Source organism: Kribbella qitaiheensis, from assembly GCF_014217565.1.
GTDB lineage: Bacteria > Actinomycetota > Actinomycetes > Propionibacteriales > Kribbellaceae > Kribbella > Kribbella qitaiheensis_A.
Window position 1 is genome coordinate 3,549,508 of sequence record NZ_CP043661.1, and the last position, 16,729, is coordinate 3,566,236.

The window sequence follows — 16,729 nt, forward strand, 5'->3', positions numbered from 1 at the left end:
CGGTGCGCGGGAAACGCTCACGCCGTGCACAAAGGCTGACCCCAACCCACCCCTTAGTGCACGGTGTCAGCACCCGGCGCGCGGGAAACGCTCACACCGTGCACAAAGGTCGCCTTGGAGCGGGCCTGGACCGAGGCCGGGCGGGTGCCCGACCTCGGTCGTTCGCGGTTAGCGGTCGTCTGCGGTTAGCGGGCGCTCAGTACGCCGGCGCCGAAGGCTGCTCCGTCGCGGTGGACGGCTCGGGCCGCCAGGATCGCGTTCAGCAGGATCGGGGCGACCCGTCCGCCGAACTCCTGGCGAGTCAGCGCCGCGATACCGACGGCGGTCGGCGCCGACGCCGACGTACCGAAGAAGCGGCATTGACCTTCGACGGCCGTCGGGCAGGTCCCTGAGCCGAACGGGCCTACGCCGCTGACCGAGACACCGTCCGAAGCGGCCCAGTACGGCGCGGGGAAGCTGAGCGTCAACGGACTCGCGACACCGCGGCACGGGCCGGGCTTACCACCCGGGCAACGCGTGCTGGTGATGATCTGGGTCGGCCCGGCCGCGGAGTACGCCTCGAGCGGGACCGTCTTCGGATCGACGGAGACGCTGACGTTGACCGCGCCCGCACTGGTCGCGAAGCCGAGGTAGTTCGAGTCCGGATTCATCGAGCCGGCCCGCTCCGGCGGGTCGATCGTCCGTACGCCGGCCGACAGGGCGCGCCAGCGCAGGTCGAGTACCGGCGCATTCTTGGCCGACGAGGTGCCCTGGACATCCACGACCAACTTCGCCGGCTGCGCGACACCGGTGGTGTTCTGATAGATGAACTGCTCGATGGTGTCGCCGACGCCGTCAGCCTGTACCGCGTTGCTGGCCGCGAGGCATTGCGTCCCGCTCGCGTCCATCAGGTACAGGTTGAGGTCGGTGAATCCGCCCTGACCCGCGGTCGGGAACACCGCCCGCGGCTCACTCCACTGCAGCGTCGGCAGGATCGCCGCACCCGGCAGGAGATTGAGGTCGTACGTCGTGTCGGCGCCGCGCAGCTTCACCACGTTGTCGGGTGCGTTCGGGCAACCGCTGAACGGTCCGACCACGCCGTCCGGCCCACTACCGGTCCCGGTCGCGGTGACTCGCGGCGCGTGCCGCCCACCGAGGTTCCCGGCCGACGAGCTGACGAAGATGCCGTGCTTGGCGAGCCCTTCGGCGGTGGCAGCGCCGATGCCCTGCTGGAAAGCGGGGTCGTCGTCGAGAGCGATGTCCTCGGCGATCATCGTCACGCCCGCGTTCGCGAGGGTGTGGAACGCGGCCACGTAGTCGGCCGTGGTGTCCTGGGTGCTGGCGAAGGCGAGCTTCGCCTGCGGCGCGAGGTCGTGGATGATCTCCAGCATCGCGGTGCCTTCGTCATCGTCGTACGTGCCCTGCTGCAACACCTGTACGTCGGGAGGCAGCTCGCCCTGCGCGACGGATTCGGCGAGGTGGTCCACGTCGCCGGAGATCGCGCCGATCTTCTGCCCACGCCCGGTCAACCCGCTGGACTGAGCGATATCGGCCTTGTGCAGCTGGACGCTCTCGGCGGTGACCGGCCCGACGTCGACGGCCGGCCGCAGCGACGGGCGCATCGCCGTCACCCAACCGAGTCCGGCGACCGCGTCGAGCTTGTCGTACGGGACAGAGGTCGACACCAGGCCGGTGGTCGGCAGGTCGGCGCCGGCTACCGGCTTGAAGTCGGCGGAGTTCTTCAGCACCGACACCCCGAGCGAGGCGAGCGATGCTTCCTGCTGCGCGGTCACCGGCGACGCGGCGTACAGCTGAACCCCGATCCGCCCACCCGCGTCGACGCCGAGCGACTTGGCCATCGGACTACTCTGCTTCGACTTCGCCGCGGCAGCCGCAACCTTGGCGCTGTCACGCAACAGGGTGGGCACTTTGGATGGAGTGTTCTTGGCGGCCTCGGCGCCAGGCGCGGCCAAGGCGGGTTGGACAGCGGTGACAACCACCGCCGGAACAATCAACAACACACTTCCCAGGACGTACGACAACTTCCTCACAGTTCCTCCAAGCTCGCGCATTCCGGAGGACCAACACCGACGGGCATCGGCCGACGGGTGAGACAGCACACCGTGAGCGGACCCCCCAACCCAACGCCCCACCGCAGCCCCAACCGTCACCCACCCCACCCACTCTGTCCAGACCCACTACCAACAACACGGGAATCCCCGCACACTTGCACTCCGCCCCCGCACGCTCCTCCGTCGACCCGCTCCCACCCACCCGGGGTCGCGGCTGTCTACGTCGCCGCTCGACGAACCCGCGCCCGCATCTGCCTCTTCTTGGTCGGCAGGATCAGCTCTCTTGCCACTCCAGCGCCAAGTGATTCCACACCATGGCCTTGACTCTGCCCGTGATCGCAGGGTCGGCGAAGGCGCTCACTGCGGCAATGACGGTTCCGAAGTCGGGTAGCCGGTCGTCCAGCTTCTGTTTGCGAGCCCAGGCTCGCCAGCGCGTTTCACCAAAGGCGACGATGCCGCCGAGTGTCACCGCGAGTGGGGCCAACGACACGCCACGATGGTCGGCAACGACCTGGAGTGAGTCCTGCAGCTCGTTCCCATCGATCGCCTGATGTCTGCTCAGCAAATAGATGTCGGCGAAATCCCGCCGGCGTGTGTTGGCCAACCGTCGCTCCATGGCCGTCACGACCTTCTTCGCGAACACCATCGACAACGGATAGGCCAGCAGGTCGATCTGTCCGCCCAGCAACCGCGGAAGTCGCAGCATGCCCGCGGACGGGCTGATCGGAGCGCCCACGCTGACGTCGACATGGAAGGCAATCCGAGCCTTGGCGAGCTGACAGGCCATGCTCACCCGCGTCCCGCAGTACTGGTCCTGGTCCCGGATCGTGTCTGCGACCGCATCGTCTACCTCGAAGACCAGTCCGTCATCGAGCGCGCCTCGAGCAACCTCCTGAATACGGTCGAGGACCAGATCGGGGTCATTGGAGAGGCAATGGCCTGGAGGTCGACGTCTCGGGTCGGGCGTCGCAGGTCGTAGGCGGCCAGCAGAGTCCCGCCCTTGAGCACGAATCTGTCCGCATCGGCCGAGTGAGAAAGCCGATCCAGGAATCCCTCCAGCGTGTACAGCGCGAGGAGTTCGTCAGTGGGGCGACGATTGCGTCGGGCCAGGTTCTGCAGATCCAGGTAGGCCTGGCCGGCGCGACTCTCTCGCGTCGGCCGGTTCACAACAGGACCTCGAGAGCGTGCTGCAAGGGACCGGCGGCCCTGGGCAACTGGCTCGCCAATTCCAGCAGCTCCCGCTCGATCGGAGCGATGGGCAGGGATGATCCTGCGGATCCGACAGTCACGCTGGGCTAGGTCGACCCGAGGTGTGGGGCACGCCTCAGGCACCAGGTGGGCGAACCGCGAGCGGATGCATTGCGGATCACGAGTGGGAGCGGGCGACGGAGGAGTGCGCGTGGGGCGGAGTACCAGGGTTTAGGGCCTGGTGGGTGGAATCTTGCGGTGTGAGAGCGCTCTAGTTCCGGAACCGGTGGGGTATTGACCGGCGGGGATTCTGCGCTGAGCATCAGGCGACGCGTGCGTGAGGCTCGCGCAGCAAACGAGGAGTCGCCATGCCCAGGTGGACTGCCATCCGCCCGCCGAGACGCCGTACCGCGTTGGTGACGACCGCCGCGCTGTTGACCGGATTACTGCCGTTCGGAATTGCTTCCCAGGCCGCGGCCGTCGACCCGGATCCGATCGTGCTGGCCGCGTTCGAGGGGGCGGAGGCGTTCGCCTCGCCGCCCAACGCGGGCATCTTCGGCTGGGGTAGCGATGCCGACGATCCGCCGACGATGGAGTTCCAGGCTCGCGCCGACGCGCCCGAAGGCGAGAAGGTGCTGCACGGGACGTACAACATCAGCGGGTACGGCGGGCTCAGCCACGACGTCACCTTCGACCAGAACCCCGGCGACTGGTCCGCGCACAAGGGGATCCGGTTCTGGTGGTACGGCCAGAACACCGCGCCGCTCCCGCCCGGTTCCGGTAAGCGGATCTTCTTCGAGATCAAGGACGGCGGCGCGAACGCCGAGGCGTCCGAGCTGTGGAACACGAGCTTCACCGACGACTGGGAGGGCTGGCACCAGGTCGAGATCCCGTTCGCGGACCTGAACTATCGCGGCGACTATCAGCCGGTCGGCGGCATCGACCAGGTGCTCAACCTGACCCAGATGTGGGGCTACGCGATCACCATGCCGGTCGGAACTCCTGGTGAGTTCGCGATCGACCAGGTGGAGGTCTACGGCAAGGCTGACCCGGCTCTGAAGGCCAGCGTGACCACCGACGCCGGGGTTTACCCGGTCAAAGAAGGTGGCACCGCCCAAATCAAGGTGACTCTCGGCACCGCCGGCAGTACTCCGCTGGAAGAGCCCGTCACGGTCGACTACCGCACAGGAACCGGTACTGCGGGCCCAAGCGACTACAGCCCCGTCTCGGGAACCTTCACCTTCCCCGCCGGTACGCCGTCCGGCACCTCCCAGCTCGTCACAGTGACGACCAAGAAGGACAAGATCCCCGAGGTCGCCGAGACGATCCCGCTCGAACTCACGGTCACCGGGGCCAAGGCGCCGGCGAACCCGCAGGTCGTCATCAACGCGCACGACCTGCCTTACTTGAACTCGAAGCTCCCGGTGAAGCTCCGCGTCAAGGACCTGCTCAGCCGGATGAACCTGGCCGAGAAGGTCGGCCAGATGACCCAGGCCGAGCGCAACGCACTCAAGTCGAAGTCCGACATCGCGACGTACGCGCTCGGTTCGCTGCTGTCCGGTGGCGGCTCGGTGCCGACGCCGAACACCCCGGCCGGCTGGGCCGCGATGATCGACACCTTCCAGCTGAACGCGCAGGCGACCAGGCTGCAGGTGCCGCTCATCTACGGCGTCGACGCCGTGCACGGGCACAACAACGTGATCGGCGCGACGATCCTCCCGCACAACATCGGCATGGGCGCCACCCATGACCCGGACCTGTCCCGGCGTGCCGGTGAAGTGACCTCGACCGAGGTCCGCGCGACGGGTATCCCATGGGACTTCGCGCCGTGCGTGTGCGTGGTCCGTGACGACCGCTGGGGCCGTTCGTACGAGGGCATCAGCGAGGACCCCGCATTGGTGAAGGCGATGGCGACTGTCATCACCGGCATGCAGGGCAAGGCCGACGGCAGTCAACTTGCCCAGAGCAACCATGTGCTGGCGACCGCGAAGCACTACGTGGGCGACGGCGGTACGACGTACGGATCGTCGACGACCGGCAACTACAAGATCGACCAGGGCATCACCGAGGTCACTCCGCAGCAACTGGAGGCGATCCACCTCGACCCGTTCAAGACCGCGGTCGATCTCGGCGTCGGTTCCGTGATGCCGTCGTACTCGAGTGTCGACATCATCGGTGACGACCAGGGTCCGGTGAAGATGCACGCGAACGCCGCGCTCATCAACGGCGTCCTGAAGCACCGGATGGGCTTCGACGGGTTCGTCATCAGCGACTGGCAGGCGATCGACCAGATCCCCGGCGACTACCCGAGCGACATCCGTACGTCGATCAACGCCGGCCTCGACATGATCATGGTGCCGACCAACTACCCGGACTTCATCACCGGTCTGACCGCCGAGGTCACGGCCGGCCGGGTCACTCCGGCCCGGGTGGACGACGCGGTCAGCCGGATCCTGACCCAGAAATTCAAGCTCGGCCTGTTCGAGCACCCGTACACCGACACCAGCAACCGGGACCAGATCGGTTCGGCAGCGCACCGGACCATCGCGCGCGAGGCGGCGGCCAAGTCCCAGGTGCTGCTGAAGAACGACGGCAATCTGTTGCCGCTGGCAAGCACTTCGAACATCTACGTCGCCGGTAGCAACGCCAACGACCTGGGCAACCAGATGGGCGGCTGGAGCATCACCTGGCAAGGTGCCTCCGGCAACACCACCACCGGTACGACGATCCTGGACGGGATCAAGCAGGTCGCACCGACGGCAACGTTCAGCCAGGACGCCTCGGCACCGTTGGAGGGACACGATGTCGGTGTCGTCGTGGTCGGCGAGAAGCCGTACGCCGAAGGCATCGGTGACGTCGGCAACAACGGCCACACGCTGGGCCTGACCGACGCCGACAAGGCGACGGTCAGCAAGGTCTGCGCGGCGATGAAGTGTGTCGTCCTGATCGTCTCCGGCCGGCCGCAGGTGATCGCGGACCAGCTCGGCGACATCGACGCCGTCGTCGCCTCCTGGCTGCCTGGCACCGAAGGCGCCGGCGTAGCGGATGTGCTGTTCGGCAAGCGTCCGTTCACCGGCCGGCTTCCGGTCACCTGGCCGCGCTCGGAGGACCAGGAGCCGCTCAACGTCGGCGACGCGGCGTACGACCCGCAGTATCCGTACGGCTGGGGTCTGACCACCCAGGCAGCGGCTCGCCGGCAGTTGGCGACGGCGCAGAAGGAGCTGCTGCGCAAGGGTTCTCGTGACGGCCAGGCGCTCGCAGCGGTGGTCTACATCGAGTTGGCTCTGCGGGTGAAGGACTGGTCAGGTCCGCAGGCGCCGGGCGCGTTGGCCGCACTTGGCCAGGCCGGGAAATTCCTGCAGCGGAGCAAGGTGGACTCGTTCTCGGACGACGACGCCGTGGTGGGGGCGGCCCGCTGGATCGCACAGGACCAGATCGGGCAGAACCTCGACGAGGCCACCTCGAAGCTGACCTCCGACGCGGCGCACCTGTCGCTCACCGGTGATCTGAGCGGCGCGATCAGCAAGTTGACCGTGGCGTACAAGCTGCACTGATCTATCGAAAAAGAAGGGCCGGTGGGAAACCACCGGCCCTTCTTGCGTTTCAGACCTTGACCAGTTCCCGGTCCGTGGCCGGCTCGGCGGCTGATGCGGCGTAGAGCTTGTTCGGCCACCACGCCTTCCGTCCGAGCAGGACCATGATCGAGGGCAGGATCACGATCCGGACCAGCGTCGCGTCGATCAGTACGGCGACCGCGAGGCCGACGCCCATCTGCTTCATCTCGATCATGCCCAGCGTCGCGAAGACCGCGAACACCGACACCATCACCGCCGCCGCGCTGGTCACCACCCCGGCGGATTCAGTGATCCCCTTCCGTACGGCGTCCCGCGGCGACAGCCCGTCCTGGACGCCCTCGCGGATCCGGCCGAGCACGAACACGTGGTAGTCCATCGACAACCCGACCAGGATCACGAACAGGAACAGCGGGATCCACGACACCACGAACCCCGGCGAGGTGAAGTTGAGCAATCCCTCCGCCCAGGTGTGCTGGAAGACCAGCGACAGTACGCCGAAGCAGGCAGCCACCGAGGCCAGGTTGAGCAGCGTCGTCACCAGCGCGATCGCCAGGCTGCGGAAGGTGAAGGCCATCATCAGCAACGTCAGCCCGAGCACGAACGCGATCACATAAGGCAGTTGGTCCCGCTGATGCTGCCCGTAGTCACTCGACGAGGCCGCCTCCCCGCCGACCGCCCATGTTGCTCCAGGCAAGGAACCCAGCGCTGCCGGACCCAGATCGTTCCGCAACTTCAGCAACGCGTCCTTGGCCTCCTGGCTGCTGTCCGGATGCGGCGACGCCATCGTCAGTACTGCGGTGTTCCCCGACGCCCGGATCTCCTCACCGGGCATCGCGACCAGCTCGCCCGTCTTCACCGCGTCCCCACGCAGCTTCGCCAGCGCAGCCGCAGCCGCCTGTCCGTCGGATGCCTTCACCACAACGGAGTACGACGTACCGCGGGACGGGAAGTTCTCCTGCAACGCCGTCATCGTGCGTACCTCGGGAATCGCCTGCGGCAGCGTGTTCAACCCACCAGGCTCTGTCTTCATGTCCAACGCCGGTACTGCGAGCGCCACCACCCCGATGGCCGCGATCACCAGTGCGATGCGGGGGAAGCGCAGTACAGGGGCGAGGATCCGGCGGCTGATACCGCCCGGACCGATGCGCCGGTTGAGCCGCCACAGCAGCGGGACCCGGGGCCGGTCGACCCGGTGGCCGAGCTTCGCCAGCAGAGCCGGGAGGACGGTCAACGAACCGAGGACGGCAACCGCCACTACGACGATGGTTGCCGTCGCCATCGACGAGAAGGTGGCGTCCTGAGCGACATACAGGCCGGCCATCGACACGATCACGGCCATCCCCGAGACGACCACCGAGTGTCCCGACGTGGCTGCCGCGATCTCGACCGCATCGATCGTGCTGTGCCCGCGACGGCGTTCTTCGCGTTCCCGCTTGAGGTAGAACAACGAGTAGTCGACGCCGACCGCCATCCCGATCAGCAGTACTACGTTCGCCACCGAGCCGCCGTCGGGGAAGAGATAGGACAGCGGCGCGTAGAACCCGAGCGCCGCCCCAACCGCGGAGAACGCCAGCAGGACCGGGATCCCGGCCGCGATCAAGGCGCCGAAGGCAAGCAACATCAAGGCGAAGGTGATCGGCAGGCTGAGCTTCTCGGCGTGACCCAGATCGGCCCCGACCTGCTTCCAGATCCCCTTGTCCAGCGAGGCTTCTCCGGTCTCGGCGATGGAGAGGTCCGGGTGCGCGCGCTGTACTTCGGCCGTTGCCGCGACGAGCTTGCCGACGTTGTCCGCGGCGTCGTCCGCGGTGCCCTTCAGCTCGATCGGGAGCAGCGCGGCCTTGCCGTTCTCCGCCCAGACCGGTTGGCCGACGTTGCCGACGGCATTGATCGCGGTCATCTTCTGGCGGAGCTGACCGATCACACTGGTCGCGGACGCCTTGTCCAGCACGGCTCCCGAGTTGGTGATCAGGATCGTCTCGCTCGGCCGCTCGCCGAGGTTCGCGTCCTCGATCAGCTGCGAAGCCACGCCGGACTGACCGACCCAGTTGTCCTTGTCCTTGGTCGCCTGCTTCGGAATCACGGCCGACATCCCGACCGCTACGACGACGAGCAACAGCCAGAGGCCGATCGCCCGCCACGGATGAGTAGCACTCCACCGTGCTGCGCGCACGGTCACCGATCCCCTGCTCATGTTCTGCCTCTCGCCGACCCCGCACCGAGCGCTGTGCCCGTACTGCGTCGAGCGTCGCGTGATCGGCGGCGGAACTCAGGAGCCCCAAACCCCCCTCACCGGTAGACCTAGGTCTACCCCGCGGCCGGGCGGGACCGGAGACGGCGGAGCATCCGCGCGTCCTCGAAGCCGACGGCTCGTGCGGCCGCCTCGATCGTGGTGCCGTGGCCGATCAGATTCTCGGCCCGCTCGAGCCGCAGGATCTGCTGGTATCGCAACGGCGTGAGGCCGGTCGCGGCCGTGAACACTCTGGTCAAGGTCCGCTCGCTCACCCCGACTCCACTGGCCAGCTCGGCCAGCCGGAGCTGATCGGCGTACCGGCTGTCGATGACGTCCTGAACCCGATGGGCGAGGTCGCTGACATGGCCGCGGTGCCGCAGCATCGCGCTCTCCTGGAGTTCGTCGCCGTTGCGCCGCGCGTAGACGACCATCTCACGCGCCACCCGGGCCGCAGCCTCGGCGCCGCGTTGGACCGCGACCAGGTGCAGCGCCAGATCGATCCCGCTGGCGATCCCCGCCGAGGTGATGACGCGGTCGTCCTCGACATACAGGACATCCCGGATCAGCTGCGCCTTCGGGTACCGCGCGGCGAGCGTCTCGGTGAGGTCGTGATGGGTGGTGTACCTGCGGCCGTCGAGTAGACCGGCCGCGCCCAGCGCGTCCGCCCCGGAACACACGCTCGCGACCTGACCGCCGCCCGCGTGGTGAGTCCGCAGCCGCTGCTTCGTCACCGCTGCGAGAGGCGCCTGCGGCGAGAACCTGGGCGACCGCCAGCCCGGTACGACGATGAGGTCGGCGGGGCCCAGTTCCGGCCAGTCCAACCGCGCCTTGACCGGGATCCCCTGCGCCGTGACGATCTCGTCGACCTCGGCCACGTAGTACAGGTCGTAACCATGACCGAGGTCGTTCGCGGTCGAGAACACCTGGGCCGGGCCGGCAAGGTCCAGCAGGTGCAATTTCGGCAGCAGGAAGAACACGACCTTGGTGGGCATGATCCAGTCAGGATGCCACGAGCACCGGGGCGACCTCGTCCAGCGTCCGGATGGTGGCGAACCGGCCGGCCAGGGCGTACTCGGTCCGCTCGGCGATCACCGCCGGGCTGAGCGTGCGGGGGTCGGCCAGGATCTCCTCGAGAGTGGCGTCGGCCGGCATGGTCCAGTGCGGCAGCGGGGTCGTCGCGGTGGCCTCGGTGACGAAGACGACGTCGTACCCAAGGTCGGATGCCACCCGGGTGGTGGTCTCGCAGCACTGCTCGGTGCGGATGCCGCTGATGATCAGTTCGCGGATGCCGCGCTGAGTGAGGATCTGCTGCAGATTCGTTGTGGTGAAGGCGTTGTGCGAAGTCTTGGGGATCACCGGCTCACCATCGATCGGCGTGAGGCCTTCGATCAGCCGGACGTGTCCTTCGGCCGGGTCGAACGCGCCGCCCGTGCCCGGCTCGCTGTGCAGGACCCAGACCACCAGGTCGCCGCGGTCGCGGGCCGCGGCGACCAGGCGGTTGACCCGGTCGGCGATGTCGGGATGGTCGACCGCGCTCCAGTTGGGGCGGACGCGGAAGGATTCCTGAACGTCGATGACGATCAATGCTGTCTGGCTCATACCTCGATCCTGCGGCCTTCCCGGCGCTTGCGGTAGGCACCGACCAGCCCTGAACCGGACGGATCTGGTCAGGGCCGCGCAATTGTCCTGACTTCCGGGCCGGAGCTGTCGGACGGATTCGAACCGTTCCAAACTATTCCAAACACCGGAGAAGCCTGCTTACAGTGCCCACGTCGGCACTGTGTGCACGCTCTCTCGGCCGACGACCGGCTACAACCAGTGAGGGGATCTAATGCCTGACAACCTGCCCCGCCGCCAAGTCCTGCGTACCGCGGGCGCGCTCGGCCTGGGTGCCGCGGCCGCCGGCGCCCTGCAGACCGGGGCCGACGCCGTGGGAACGCCCGATAAGGTCGCCGCCATGGATGCGCAGCGCGGTCACGGACGACTCGACATCCGCAAGGACCCGTTCGGCACCACGCCGGACGGCCAGGCGGTCGACGTCTACACGTTCACCAACGGCCGGGTCACGATCTCGATGCTGACCTGGGGGGCCACCATCCAGCGGGTCGACACCCCGGACCGGCGTGGCCACACCAAGAACATCAGCCTCGGCTTCGACAACCTGCCGGACTATGCGGCACTCAGCCCGTACTTCGGCGCCACCGTCGGCCGCTACGGCAACCGGATCGCCAAGGGCAAGTTCAGCATCGACGGCCACGCCTACCAGATCCCGATCAACAACGGCGAGAACGCCCTGCACGGTGGCACGATCGGCTTCGACAAGAGGGTCTGGAAGGCCAAGGTCGTCCAGAGCTCGTCTGCCGTCGGCGTCGCGTTCACCTACGTCAGCCCCGACGGCGAGATGGGCTTCCCGGGTGAGCTGACCAGCAAGGTGACCTACACGCTCGACAAGCATGACAACCTGCGGATCGACTACCACGCCACAGTTACCGGCAAGCCGACCATCCAGAACCTGACCAACCACGTGTACTTCAACCTGGCCGGCGAGGGTTCGGGCTCGATCGACGGACACATCCTGCAGCTCAACGCGCCGAAGTTCACGCCCGTCGACGCGGGGCTGATCCCGACCGGCGAGCTCACCCCGGTGGCCGGTACGCCGTTCGACTTCAACCAGCCGACCGCGATCGGCGCGCGACTGCGCGACGACCACCCCCAACTGGTGATCGGGCGTGGGTACGACCACAACTTCGTGCTCGGCAAGGCCGGCGCCGACGGGATGCGCTTCGCCGCCCGCTTCTGGGAGCCCGCGGCAGGCCGGACCGTGACGGTCCACACCAGCCAGCCCGGAGCACAGTTCTACAGCGGCAACTTCCTCGACGGCACCTTCCAGGGCATCGGCAACCGGGCCTACCGCCAGGGCGACGCCTTCGCCTTCGAGACCCAGCACTTCCCCGACTCCCCCAACCAGCCCAACTTCCCGTCCACGGTCCTCCGCCCCGGCGAGGTCTTCACCTCCACCACCGTCTACACCTTCGGCACCAAGTAGCCGGCAGCCCCTCCGCCGCCGGCTGGCGGCGGAGGGGCTGGGGAGATGTCCCGAGCGACAGGTAATGGCCGTCATTTCGGACCGCGTCGACCGCCGGGCACGCTCAGCACCCCCGGCCGGTCGCGACTATTACCTGTCCGTCGGGACACGATCGCCCGACCTGGCGTACGCCTGACAGAGCGGCGCAGTACGCCGAGGTCACCGGGGTGGTGGTCCGGGGCCCGACCCGCTTGGATGCGAGCGAAGGCCTACCTGACTCACTTAGGGTCGGGGTATGTCGGAGCCGGTGCTTGAGATTCCGTTCAGCGATGCGTTTCAGTTCGATCCTTCGCCGACGTTCGCCGCGCTGCGGGAGAACCGGCCGGTGGCGCGGGTGCGGACGTTGGCCGGGGCCGAGGTCTGGTTGGTGACCCGGTACGACGACGTGCGGATGGTGCTCGCGGATCCGCGGTTCTCGCGGGCCGCGGTGGTCAAGCAGGGGGCCCCTCGGGTCGCGTTGGCCAAGCCGATGCCGAACAGCCTGACCACGACGGATCCGCCCGGGCACACCCGGCTGCGCAAGCTGGTGTCGTCGACCTTCGCGCATCGGCGGATCGAGCGCACCCGGCCGTGGGTGGCCGAGTTGTCGGCCAAGCTCGCCGACGACGTCGCGGCGGCCGGGGACGGTGCGGACATCCGCGAACTGGTCGCGCTGCCGTTGCCGATCCAGGTGATCTGTCAGCTGCTCGGGGTCCCGTACGAGGATCGCAACCAGTTCCGCGAGTGGACCGAACTCGGCTACAGCATGCGGATGGCCGAGAAGGATCTGGTCGAGCAGGCGATGACCGACCTCACGGCGTACATCGAGGAACTCGTCGACCGGAAGCTGGCGAACAGCGACCAGCCGGCCGAGGACCTCCTCGACGAACTGGTCCGCGCCCGCGAGGAAGGCGACCGGCTCAGCCAGGAGGAGCTGATCTCGTTCGGCGTCAACCTGCTGGTGGCCGGCCACGAGACGTCCGCGAACCAGATCTCCAGCGTCATCGCGACACTGCTGCGCTGGCCGGACAACTGGGCCCGGCTGGTCGCCGACCACTCGCTGGTGGACTCCGCGATCGAGGAACTGCTGCGCTTCAACCGGTTCAGCGAGGTCGGGCAGTTGCGGGTCGCGATCGAGGACGTCGAACTGCACGGCGTACAGATCAAAGCCGGCGAAGGCGTGATGGCTGCCCTGAACTCGGCCAACCGGGATCCACGCCAGTACGACGATCCGGACGAGCTTCGCCTGGACCGCAAGGACAACAAGCACCTCTCGTTCGGCTTCGGTCCGCACTTCTGCCTCGGCGCCCAACTGGCCCGCATCGAACTCCAGGAGTCGTTGCTGGCTCTGCTCCGCCGCTTCCCCGACCTCTCGTTGGCCAAGCCCGCCGAATCCCTCAAATGGCGCCAGGTCCTGGTCAGCGGCCTGGCCGAACTCCCGGTGAACCTCGGCCGTACTGCGTGAGCCTGCTCAGGTGGTTGTCGGCAACGTGAGGATCTCGGCTCCGTCGTCGGTGATCGCGATCGTGTGCTCGCTGTGTGCTGTCCGACAACCTGTTGCACTTCGCAGCGTCCACCCGTCGGCGTCGGTGACGAGCACAGCGGTGTCGACCATCACCCATGGCTCCAGTGCGAGCAGCAGCCCGGGGCGCAGCTTGTAGCCACGACCGGGACGTCCGGTGTTCGAGATATGCGGGTCCTGGTGCATCGTCGATCCGATGCCATGACCGCCGAACTCGGTGTTGATCTCGTACCCGGCCTCGCTGAGGACGGTGCCGATGGCGTGGGAGATGTCGCCGATGCGGGCTCCCGGGCCGGCAACGGCTATGCCCGCACTCAAGGCGCGTTCGGTCGCGCTGATCAGCGCGACGCTCTCCGGGGCCTTCGACTCGCCCACGATGAAGGTGATGGCAGAGTCCGCGGCGATTCCGCCTTGGGAGACGGCGAGGTCGAGTGTCAGCAGGTCGCCGTCGGCCAGCGTGTAGTCGTGCGGCAGTCCGTGCAGCACGGCGTCGTTGACGGACGTACAGATGTAGTGGCCGAACGGCCCTCGCCCGAAGGACGGCTCGTAGTCGACGTAGCAGGACACCGCGCCGGCCCCGACGATCATGGCCTTGACCCACTGGTCGATGTCCAGGAGGTTCGTGCCGACCGCGCTACGGCTCTTCATCGTCTGCAAAATGTCGGCGACCAGGGCGCCTGCCTCCTTCGCTCGAGGCAGTTCGGTGGAGTTCAGGATCTCGATCATGCGGCGCCTTCCTCACGCAACCAATAACTATCCCGTCCATATTATCCCGGTACTATCATCGGGTCATGGTCAGGTTGCCGCTCACACCCGCGGAGGTCGAGCGTGGACAGCGTCTCGGCGCCCTGTTGCGTCGCGCCCGGGGTGAGCGCTCGATGCTCCAGACCGCGCTCGACGCACACGTCTCACCGGAGACCCTACGGAAGATCGAGTCGGGCCGGGTAGCGACACCTGCGTTCCCGACCATCGCGGCGATCGCCGATGTGCTCAACCTTTCCCTGGACACGGTCTGGGCAGAGATCAACCAGCCTGAACCGACCAACACCCGCAGGCGGTTGGCCTCGTAGCGGGTTCGAGGTCTTGGGTAGCTGGGCACTCTGGAGGGGTGTCTTCTTCTGTGAACCCCAAGGGCGAGTACAACCGGGACAGCGACTACCTCAGCACCCGGATCACGAACGACCCCGATGCCGAGTATCCCGTCGAGCCGGGGCGGTACCGGCTGGTGGTGGCGCGGGCTTGTCCATGGGCGAACAGGGCGATCATCGTTCGCCGGCTGCTCGGGCTGGAGGACGTGCTGTCGATCGGGTTCTGCGGACCGACACATGATCAGCGCAGCTGGACGTTCGATCTCGACCCGGGCGGCGTCGACCCGGTGCTGAAGATTCCGCGGTTGCAGGACGCGTACTTCAAGCGCGACCCGAACTACCCGAAGGGCATCACGGTGCCCGCGATGGTCGACGTACAGAGCGGTGCCGTGGTGACCAACGACTTCGCGCAGCTCACGCTCGATCTGTCGACCGAGTGGACGGCGTACCACCGCGACGGCGCTCCGCAGCTGTACCCGGAGCCGTTGCGGGACGAGATCGACGAAGTTGCCAAGCGCATCTACACCGAGGTCAACAACGGCGTGTACCGCGCTGGTTTCGCCGGTTCGCAGGAGGCGTACGACGCGGCGTACGAGCGACTGTTCACTGCCCTCGACTGGCTGTCCGAAAGGCTTGGCGACCAGCGGTACCTCGTGGGCGACACCATCACCGAGGCCGACGTGCGGCTGTTCACCACGCTGGCGCGGTTCGACGCGGTGTACCACGGTCACTTCAAGTGCAACCGCAACAAGCTCACCGAGCTGCCGGTGTTGTGGGCGTATGCGCGCGACCTGTTCCAGACCCCGGGGTTCGGCGACACGGTCGACTTCGTCCAGATCAAGCAGCACTACTACCTGGTGCACACCGACATCAACCCGACCCAGATCATCCCCGACGGCCCCGACCTGTCGACCTGGCTCACTCCGCACGGCCGCGAAGCCCTCGGCGGCAGGCCGTTCGGAGACGGCACGCCGCCCGAGCCGACCCGCGACAGCGAGCGGGTCGCCACCGGCCACGGCGCCGGCTGACCTCACCCACGCGGCGTATCGTCGCCCTACGGCGACCGGCACGCAGGAGCCGGGCGGAGTTCAACTCTTCCCAAGAGGGGACTGGCATGTCTGGTTTCGAGCTCTACGAGAAGTTCATGGCCTTGCACACCCGCGACGGTGGCCTCGTGATGCCGAATGCCTGGGACGGGCTGTCCGCGCTGATCCTCGCCGATGCGGGCTTCGAAGCGATCGCGACCTCCTCGGCCGCCTTCGCCGCCACCCTCGGCCGCTTCGACGGACGCCACGCGGTCAGCCGCGAGGAACATCTCGAGCACGCTCAACTACTCGGCCGGCTCACCGCCCTTCCGGTCAACGGCGACTTCGAAGACGGCTACGGCGAGACCCCCGAGGAGGTCGCCGGGACTGTCGAGGCCGCGATCGCCGCGGGCCTCGCAGGAATCGGCATCGAAGACACCAGCGGCAACCCCGAGCAGCCCATTCGCGCTTTCGACGACGCCGTACTGCGAATCCGCCACGCCGTCGCCGCCGCGAAGGGCAGGATCGTCATCACCGGCCGAACGGACAACTTCTTCCAGGGCAACCCCGACCTTGACGACACCCTCCGCCGCCTGACCGCCTTCGCCGAAGCCGGCGCGGATGTCCTCTACGCCCCCTTCCCACCCGACCTGGCCACGGTCCGCGCCATCGTCGCGGCCGTCGCACCAAAGCCGGTCAACGTCGTCATCTCCCCCGCAGACAAGATCCTGACGGTCGCCGAACTCCACCAGGTAGGCGTAAAGCGCATCAGCCTAGGCATGTCCCTCTACGGCCACACCATGCTGTCGCTGGAACAAGCAGCCAGGTCCCTGTCTTCCGGAGACATCGCCACAGCCTCCGCCGGCTTGGGCTTTCCCCGCCTCACGGAACTTCTGGGGCAGGCCAAGAGCTGACACAGCCGTACCCGGCGCGGGTGGTCGAGCGGGCGACGGAGGAGCCGCTAAGCGGGGCGTCGTACGAAAGCA

13 protein-coding genes are annotated in these 16,729 nt (G+C 67.4%); 6 read left to right on the forward strand and 7 right to left on the reverse strand.

Annotation, left to right across the window (positions count from 1 at the left end; genetic code table 11):
• Nucleotides 1-185 precede the first annotated feature (185 nt).
• The 3 genes from F1D05_RS16490 to F1D05_RS42005 all read right to left on the reverse strand — a co-directional run bounded on the left by F1D05_RS16490 (nucleotide 186) and on the right by F1D05_RS42005 (nucleotide 3,218).
• Nucleotides 186-2,030, reverse strand: coding sequence for a S8 family serine peptidase (locus tag F1D05_RS16490; RefSeq protein WP_185448487.1), 1,845 nt, complete (start codon nucleotides 2,028-2,030; stop codon nucleotides 186-188).
• Between the two features lie 295 nt (nucleotides 2,031-2,325).
• A complete protein-coding gene (locus tag F1D05_RS16495) occupies nucleotides 2,326-2,964 on the reverse strand; it encodes a nucleotidyl transferase AbiEii/AbiGii toxin family protein (protein ID WP_343066636.1) in 639 nt (212 codons plus the stop codon).
• The gene (locus F1D05_RS42005) at nucleotides 2,898-3,218 is read right to left on the reverse strand and encodes a nucleotidyl transferase AbiEii/AbiGii toxin family protein (RefSeq protein ID WP_185448489.1); all 321 of its coding nucleotides are present in this window, start codon (nucleotides 3,216-3,218) and stop codon (nucleotides 2,898-2,900) included. Before F1D05_RS42005 ends, F1D05_RS16495 begins: the two co-directional genes overlap by 67 nt.
• A gap of 389 nt (nucleotides 3,219-3,607) precedes the next feature.
• Between F1D05_RS42005 and F1D05_RS16505 the strand changes: the two genes are divergently transcribed.
• Complete coding sequence (locus F1D05_RS16505; protein ID WP_185448490.1) at nucleotides 3,608-6,793, forward strand: glycoside hydrolase family 3 N-terminal domain-containing protein; 3,186 nt, start codon at nucleotides 3,608-3,610, stop codon at nucleotides 6,791-6,793.
• 49 nt (nucleotides 6,794-6,842) lie between these two features.
• Here F1D05_RS16505 and F1D05_RS16510 read toward each other — a convergent pair whose 3' ends face one another.
• The 3 genes from F1D05_RS16510 to F1D05_RS16520 form a co-directional block, all read right to left on the reverse strand.
• Nucleotides 6,843-8,984 (reverse strand): MMPL family transporter, encoded by a 2,142-nt coding sequence (locus tag F1D05_RS16510; protein WP_246486754.1) that lies wholly within the window; start codon nucleotides 8,982-8,984, stop codon nucleotides 6,843-6,845.
• A 134-nt stretch (nucleotides 8,985-9,118) separates the two neighbouring features.
• Nucleotides 9,119-10,036 carry a GlxA family transcriptional regulator gene (locus F1D05_RS16515; protein ID WP_185448492.1) on the reverse strand — a complete coding sequence of 306 codons (918 nt, stop codon included), beginning with the start codon at nucleotides 10,034-10,036 and terminating at the stop codon, nucleotides 9,119-9,121.
• A gap of 7 nt (nucleotides 10,037-10,043) precedes the next feature.
• Nucleotides 10,044-10,643 (reverse strand): isochorismatase family protein, encoded by a 600-nt coding sequence (locus tag F1D05_RS16520; protein WP_185448493.1) that lies wholly within the window; start codon nucleotides 10,641-10,643, stop codon nucleotides 10,044-10,046.
• A 232-nt stretch (nucleotides 10,644-10,875) separates the two neighbouring features.
• On the opposite strand from F1D05_RS16520, the gene F1D05_RS16525 reads away from it, so the two are divergent.
• Nucleotides 10,876-12,090 carry an aldose epimerase family protein gene (locus F1D05_RS16525; RefSeq protein WP_185448494.1) on the forward strand — a complete coding sequence of 405 codons (1,215 nt, stop codon included), beginning with the start codon at nucleotides 10,876-10,878 and terminating at the stop codon, nucleotides 12,088-12,090.
• A 274-nt stretch (nucleotides 12,091-12,364) separates the two neighbouring features.
• Nucleotides 12,365-13,573, forward strand: a complete 1,209-nt coding sequence (locus tag F1D05_RS16530) for a cytochrome P450 (RefSeq protein ID WP_185448495.1) — start codon at nucleotides 12,365-12,367, stop codon at nucleotides 13,571-13,573.
• Nucleotides 13,574-13,579: 6 nt separating this feature from the next.
• Here F1D05_RS16530 and map read toward each other — a convergent pair whose 3' ends face one another.
• On the reverse strand, nucleotides 13,580-14,356 hold the full coding sequence (gene map / locus F1D05_RS16535) for a type I methionyl aminopeptidase (protein ID WP_185448496.1): 777 nt from the start codon (nucleotides 14,354-14,356) through the stop codon (nucleotides 13,580-13,582).
• Between the two features lie 65 nt (nucleotides 14,357-14,421).
• Here map and F1D05_RS16540 point away from each other — a divergent pair, with 65 nt between their 5' ends.
• From F1D05_RS16540 to F1D05_RS16550, 3 genes are all read left to right on the forward strand, one after another.
• The gene (locus F1D05_RS16540) at nucleotides 14,422-14,700 is read left to right on the forward strand and encodes a helix-turn-helix domain-containing protein (protein WP_185448497.1); all 279 of its coding nucleotides are present in this window, start codon (nucleotides 14,422-14,424) and stop codon (nucleotides 14,698-14,700) included.
• Nucleotides 14,701-14,738: 38 nt separating this feature from the next.
• Nucleotides 14,739-15,746, forward strand: coding sequence for a glutathione S-transferase family protein (locus F1D05_RS16545; RefSeq protein ID WP_185448498.1), 1,008 nt, complete (start codon nucleotides 14,739-14,741; stop codon nucleotides 15,744-15,746).
• A gap of 86 nt (nucleotides 15,747-15,832) precedes the next feature.
• Entirely contained in the window at nucleotides 15,833-16,657 is an 825-nt protein-coding gene (locus tag F1D05_RS16550) for an isocitrate lyase/PEP mutase family protein (RefSeq protein WP_185448499.1), read from the forward strand.
• Nucleotides 16,658-16,729: the final 72 nt, after the last annotated feature.

Coding starts and splice junctions, on each gene's coding strand:
- F1D05_RS16540 (WP_185448497.1), top strand. CDS start 14,422: ATGGTCAGGTTGCCGCTCACACCCGCGGAGGTCGAGCGTGGACAGCGT.
- F1D05_RS16505 (WP_185448490.1), top strand. CDS start 3,608: ATGCCCAGGTGGACTGCCATCCGCCCGCCGAGACGCCGTACCGCGTTG.
- F1D05_RS16520 (WP_185448493.1), bottom strand. CDS start 10,643: ATGAGCCAGACAGCATTGATCGTCATCGACGTTCAGGAATCCTTCCGC.
- F1D05_RS16525 (WP_185448494.1), top strand. CDS start 10,876: ATGCCTGACAACCTGCCCCGCCGCCAAGTCCTGCGTACCGCGGGCGCG.
- F1D05_RS16515 (WP_185448492.1), bottom strand. CDS start 10,036: ATGCCCACCAAGGTCGTGTTCTTCCTGCTGCCGAAATTGCACCTGCTG.
- map (WP_185448496.1), bottom strand. CDS start 14,356: ATGATCGAGATCCTGAACTCCACCGAACTGCCTCGAGCGAAGGAGGCA.
- F1D05_RS16530 (WP_185448495.1), top strand. CDS start 12,365: ATGTCGGAGCCGGTGCTTGAGATTCCGTTCAGCGATGCGTTTCAGTTC.
- F1D05_RS16550 (WP_185448499.1), top strand. CDS start 15,833: ATGTCTGGTTTCGAGCTCTACGAGAAGTTCATGGCCTTGCACACCCGC.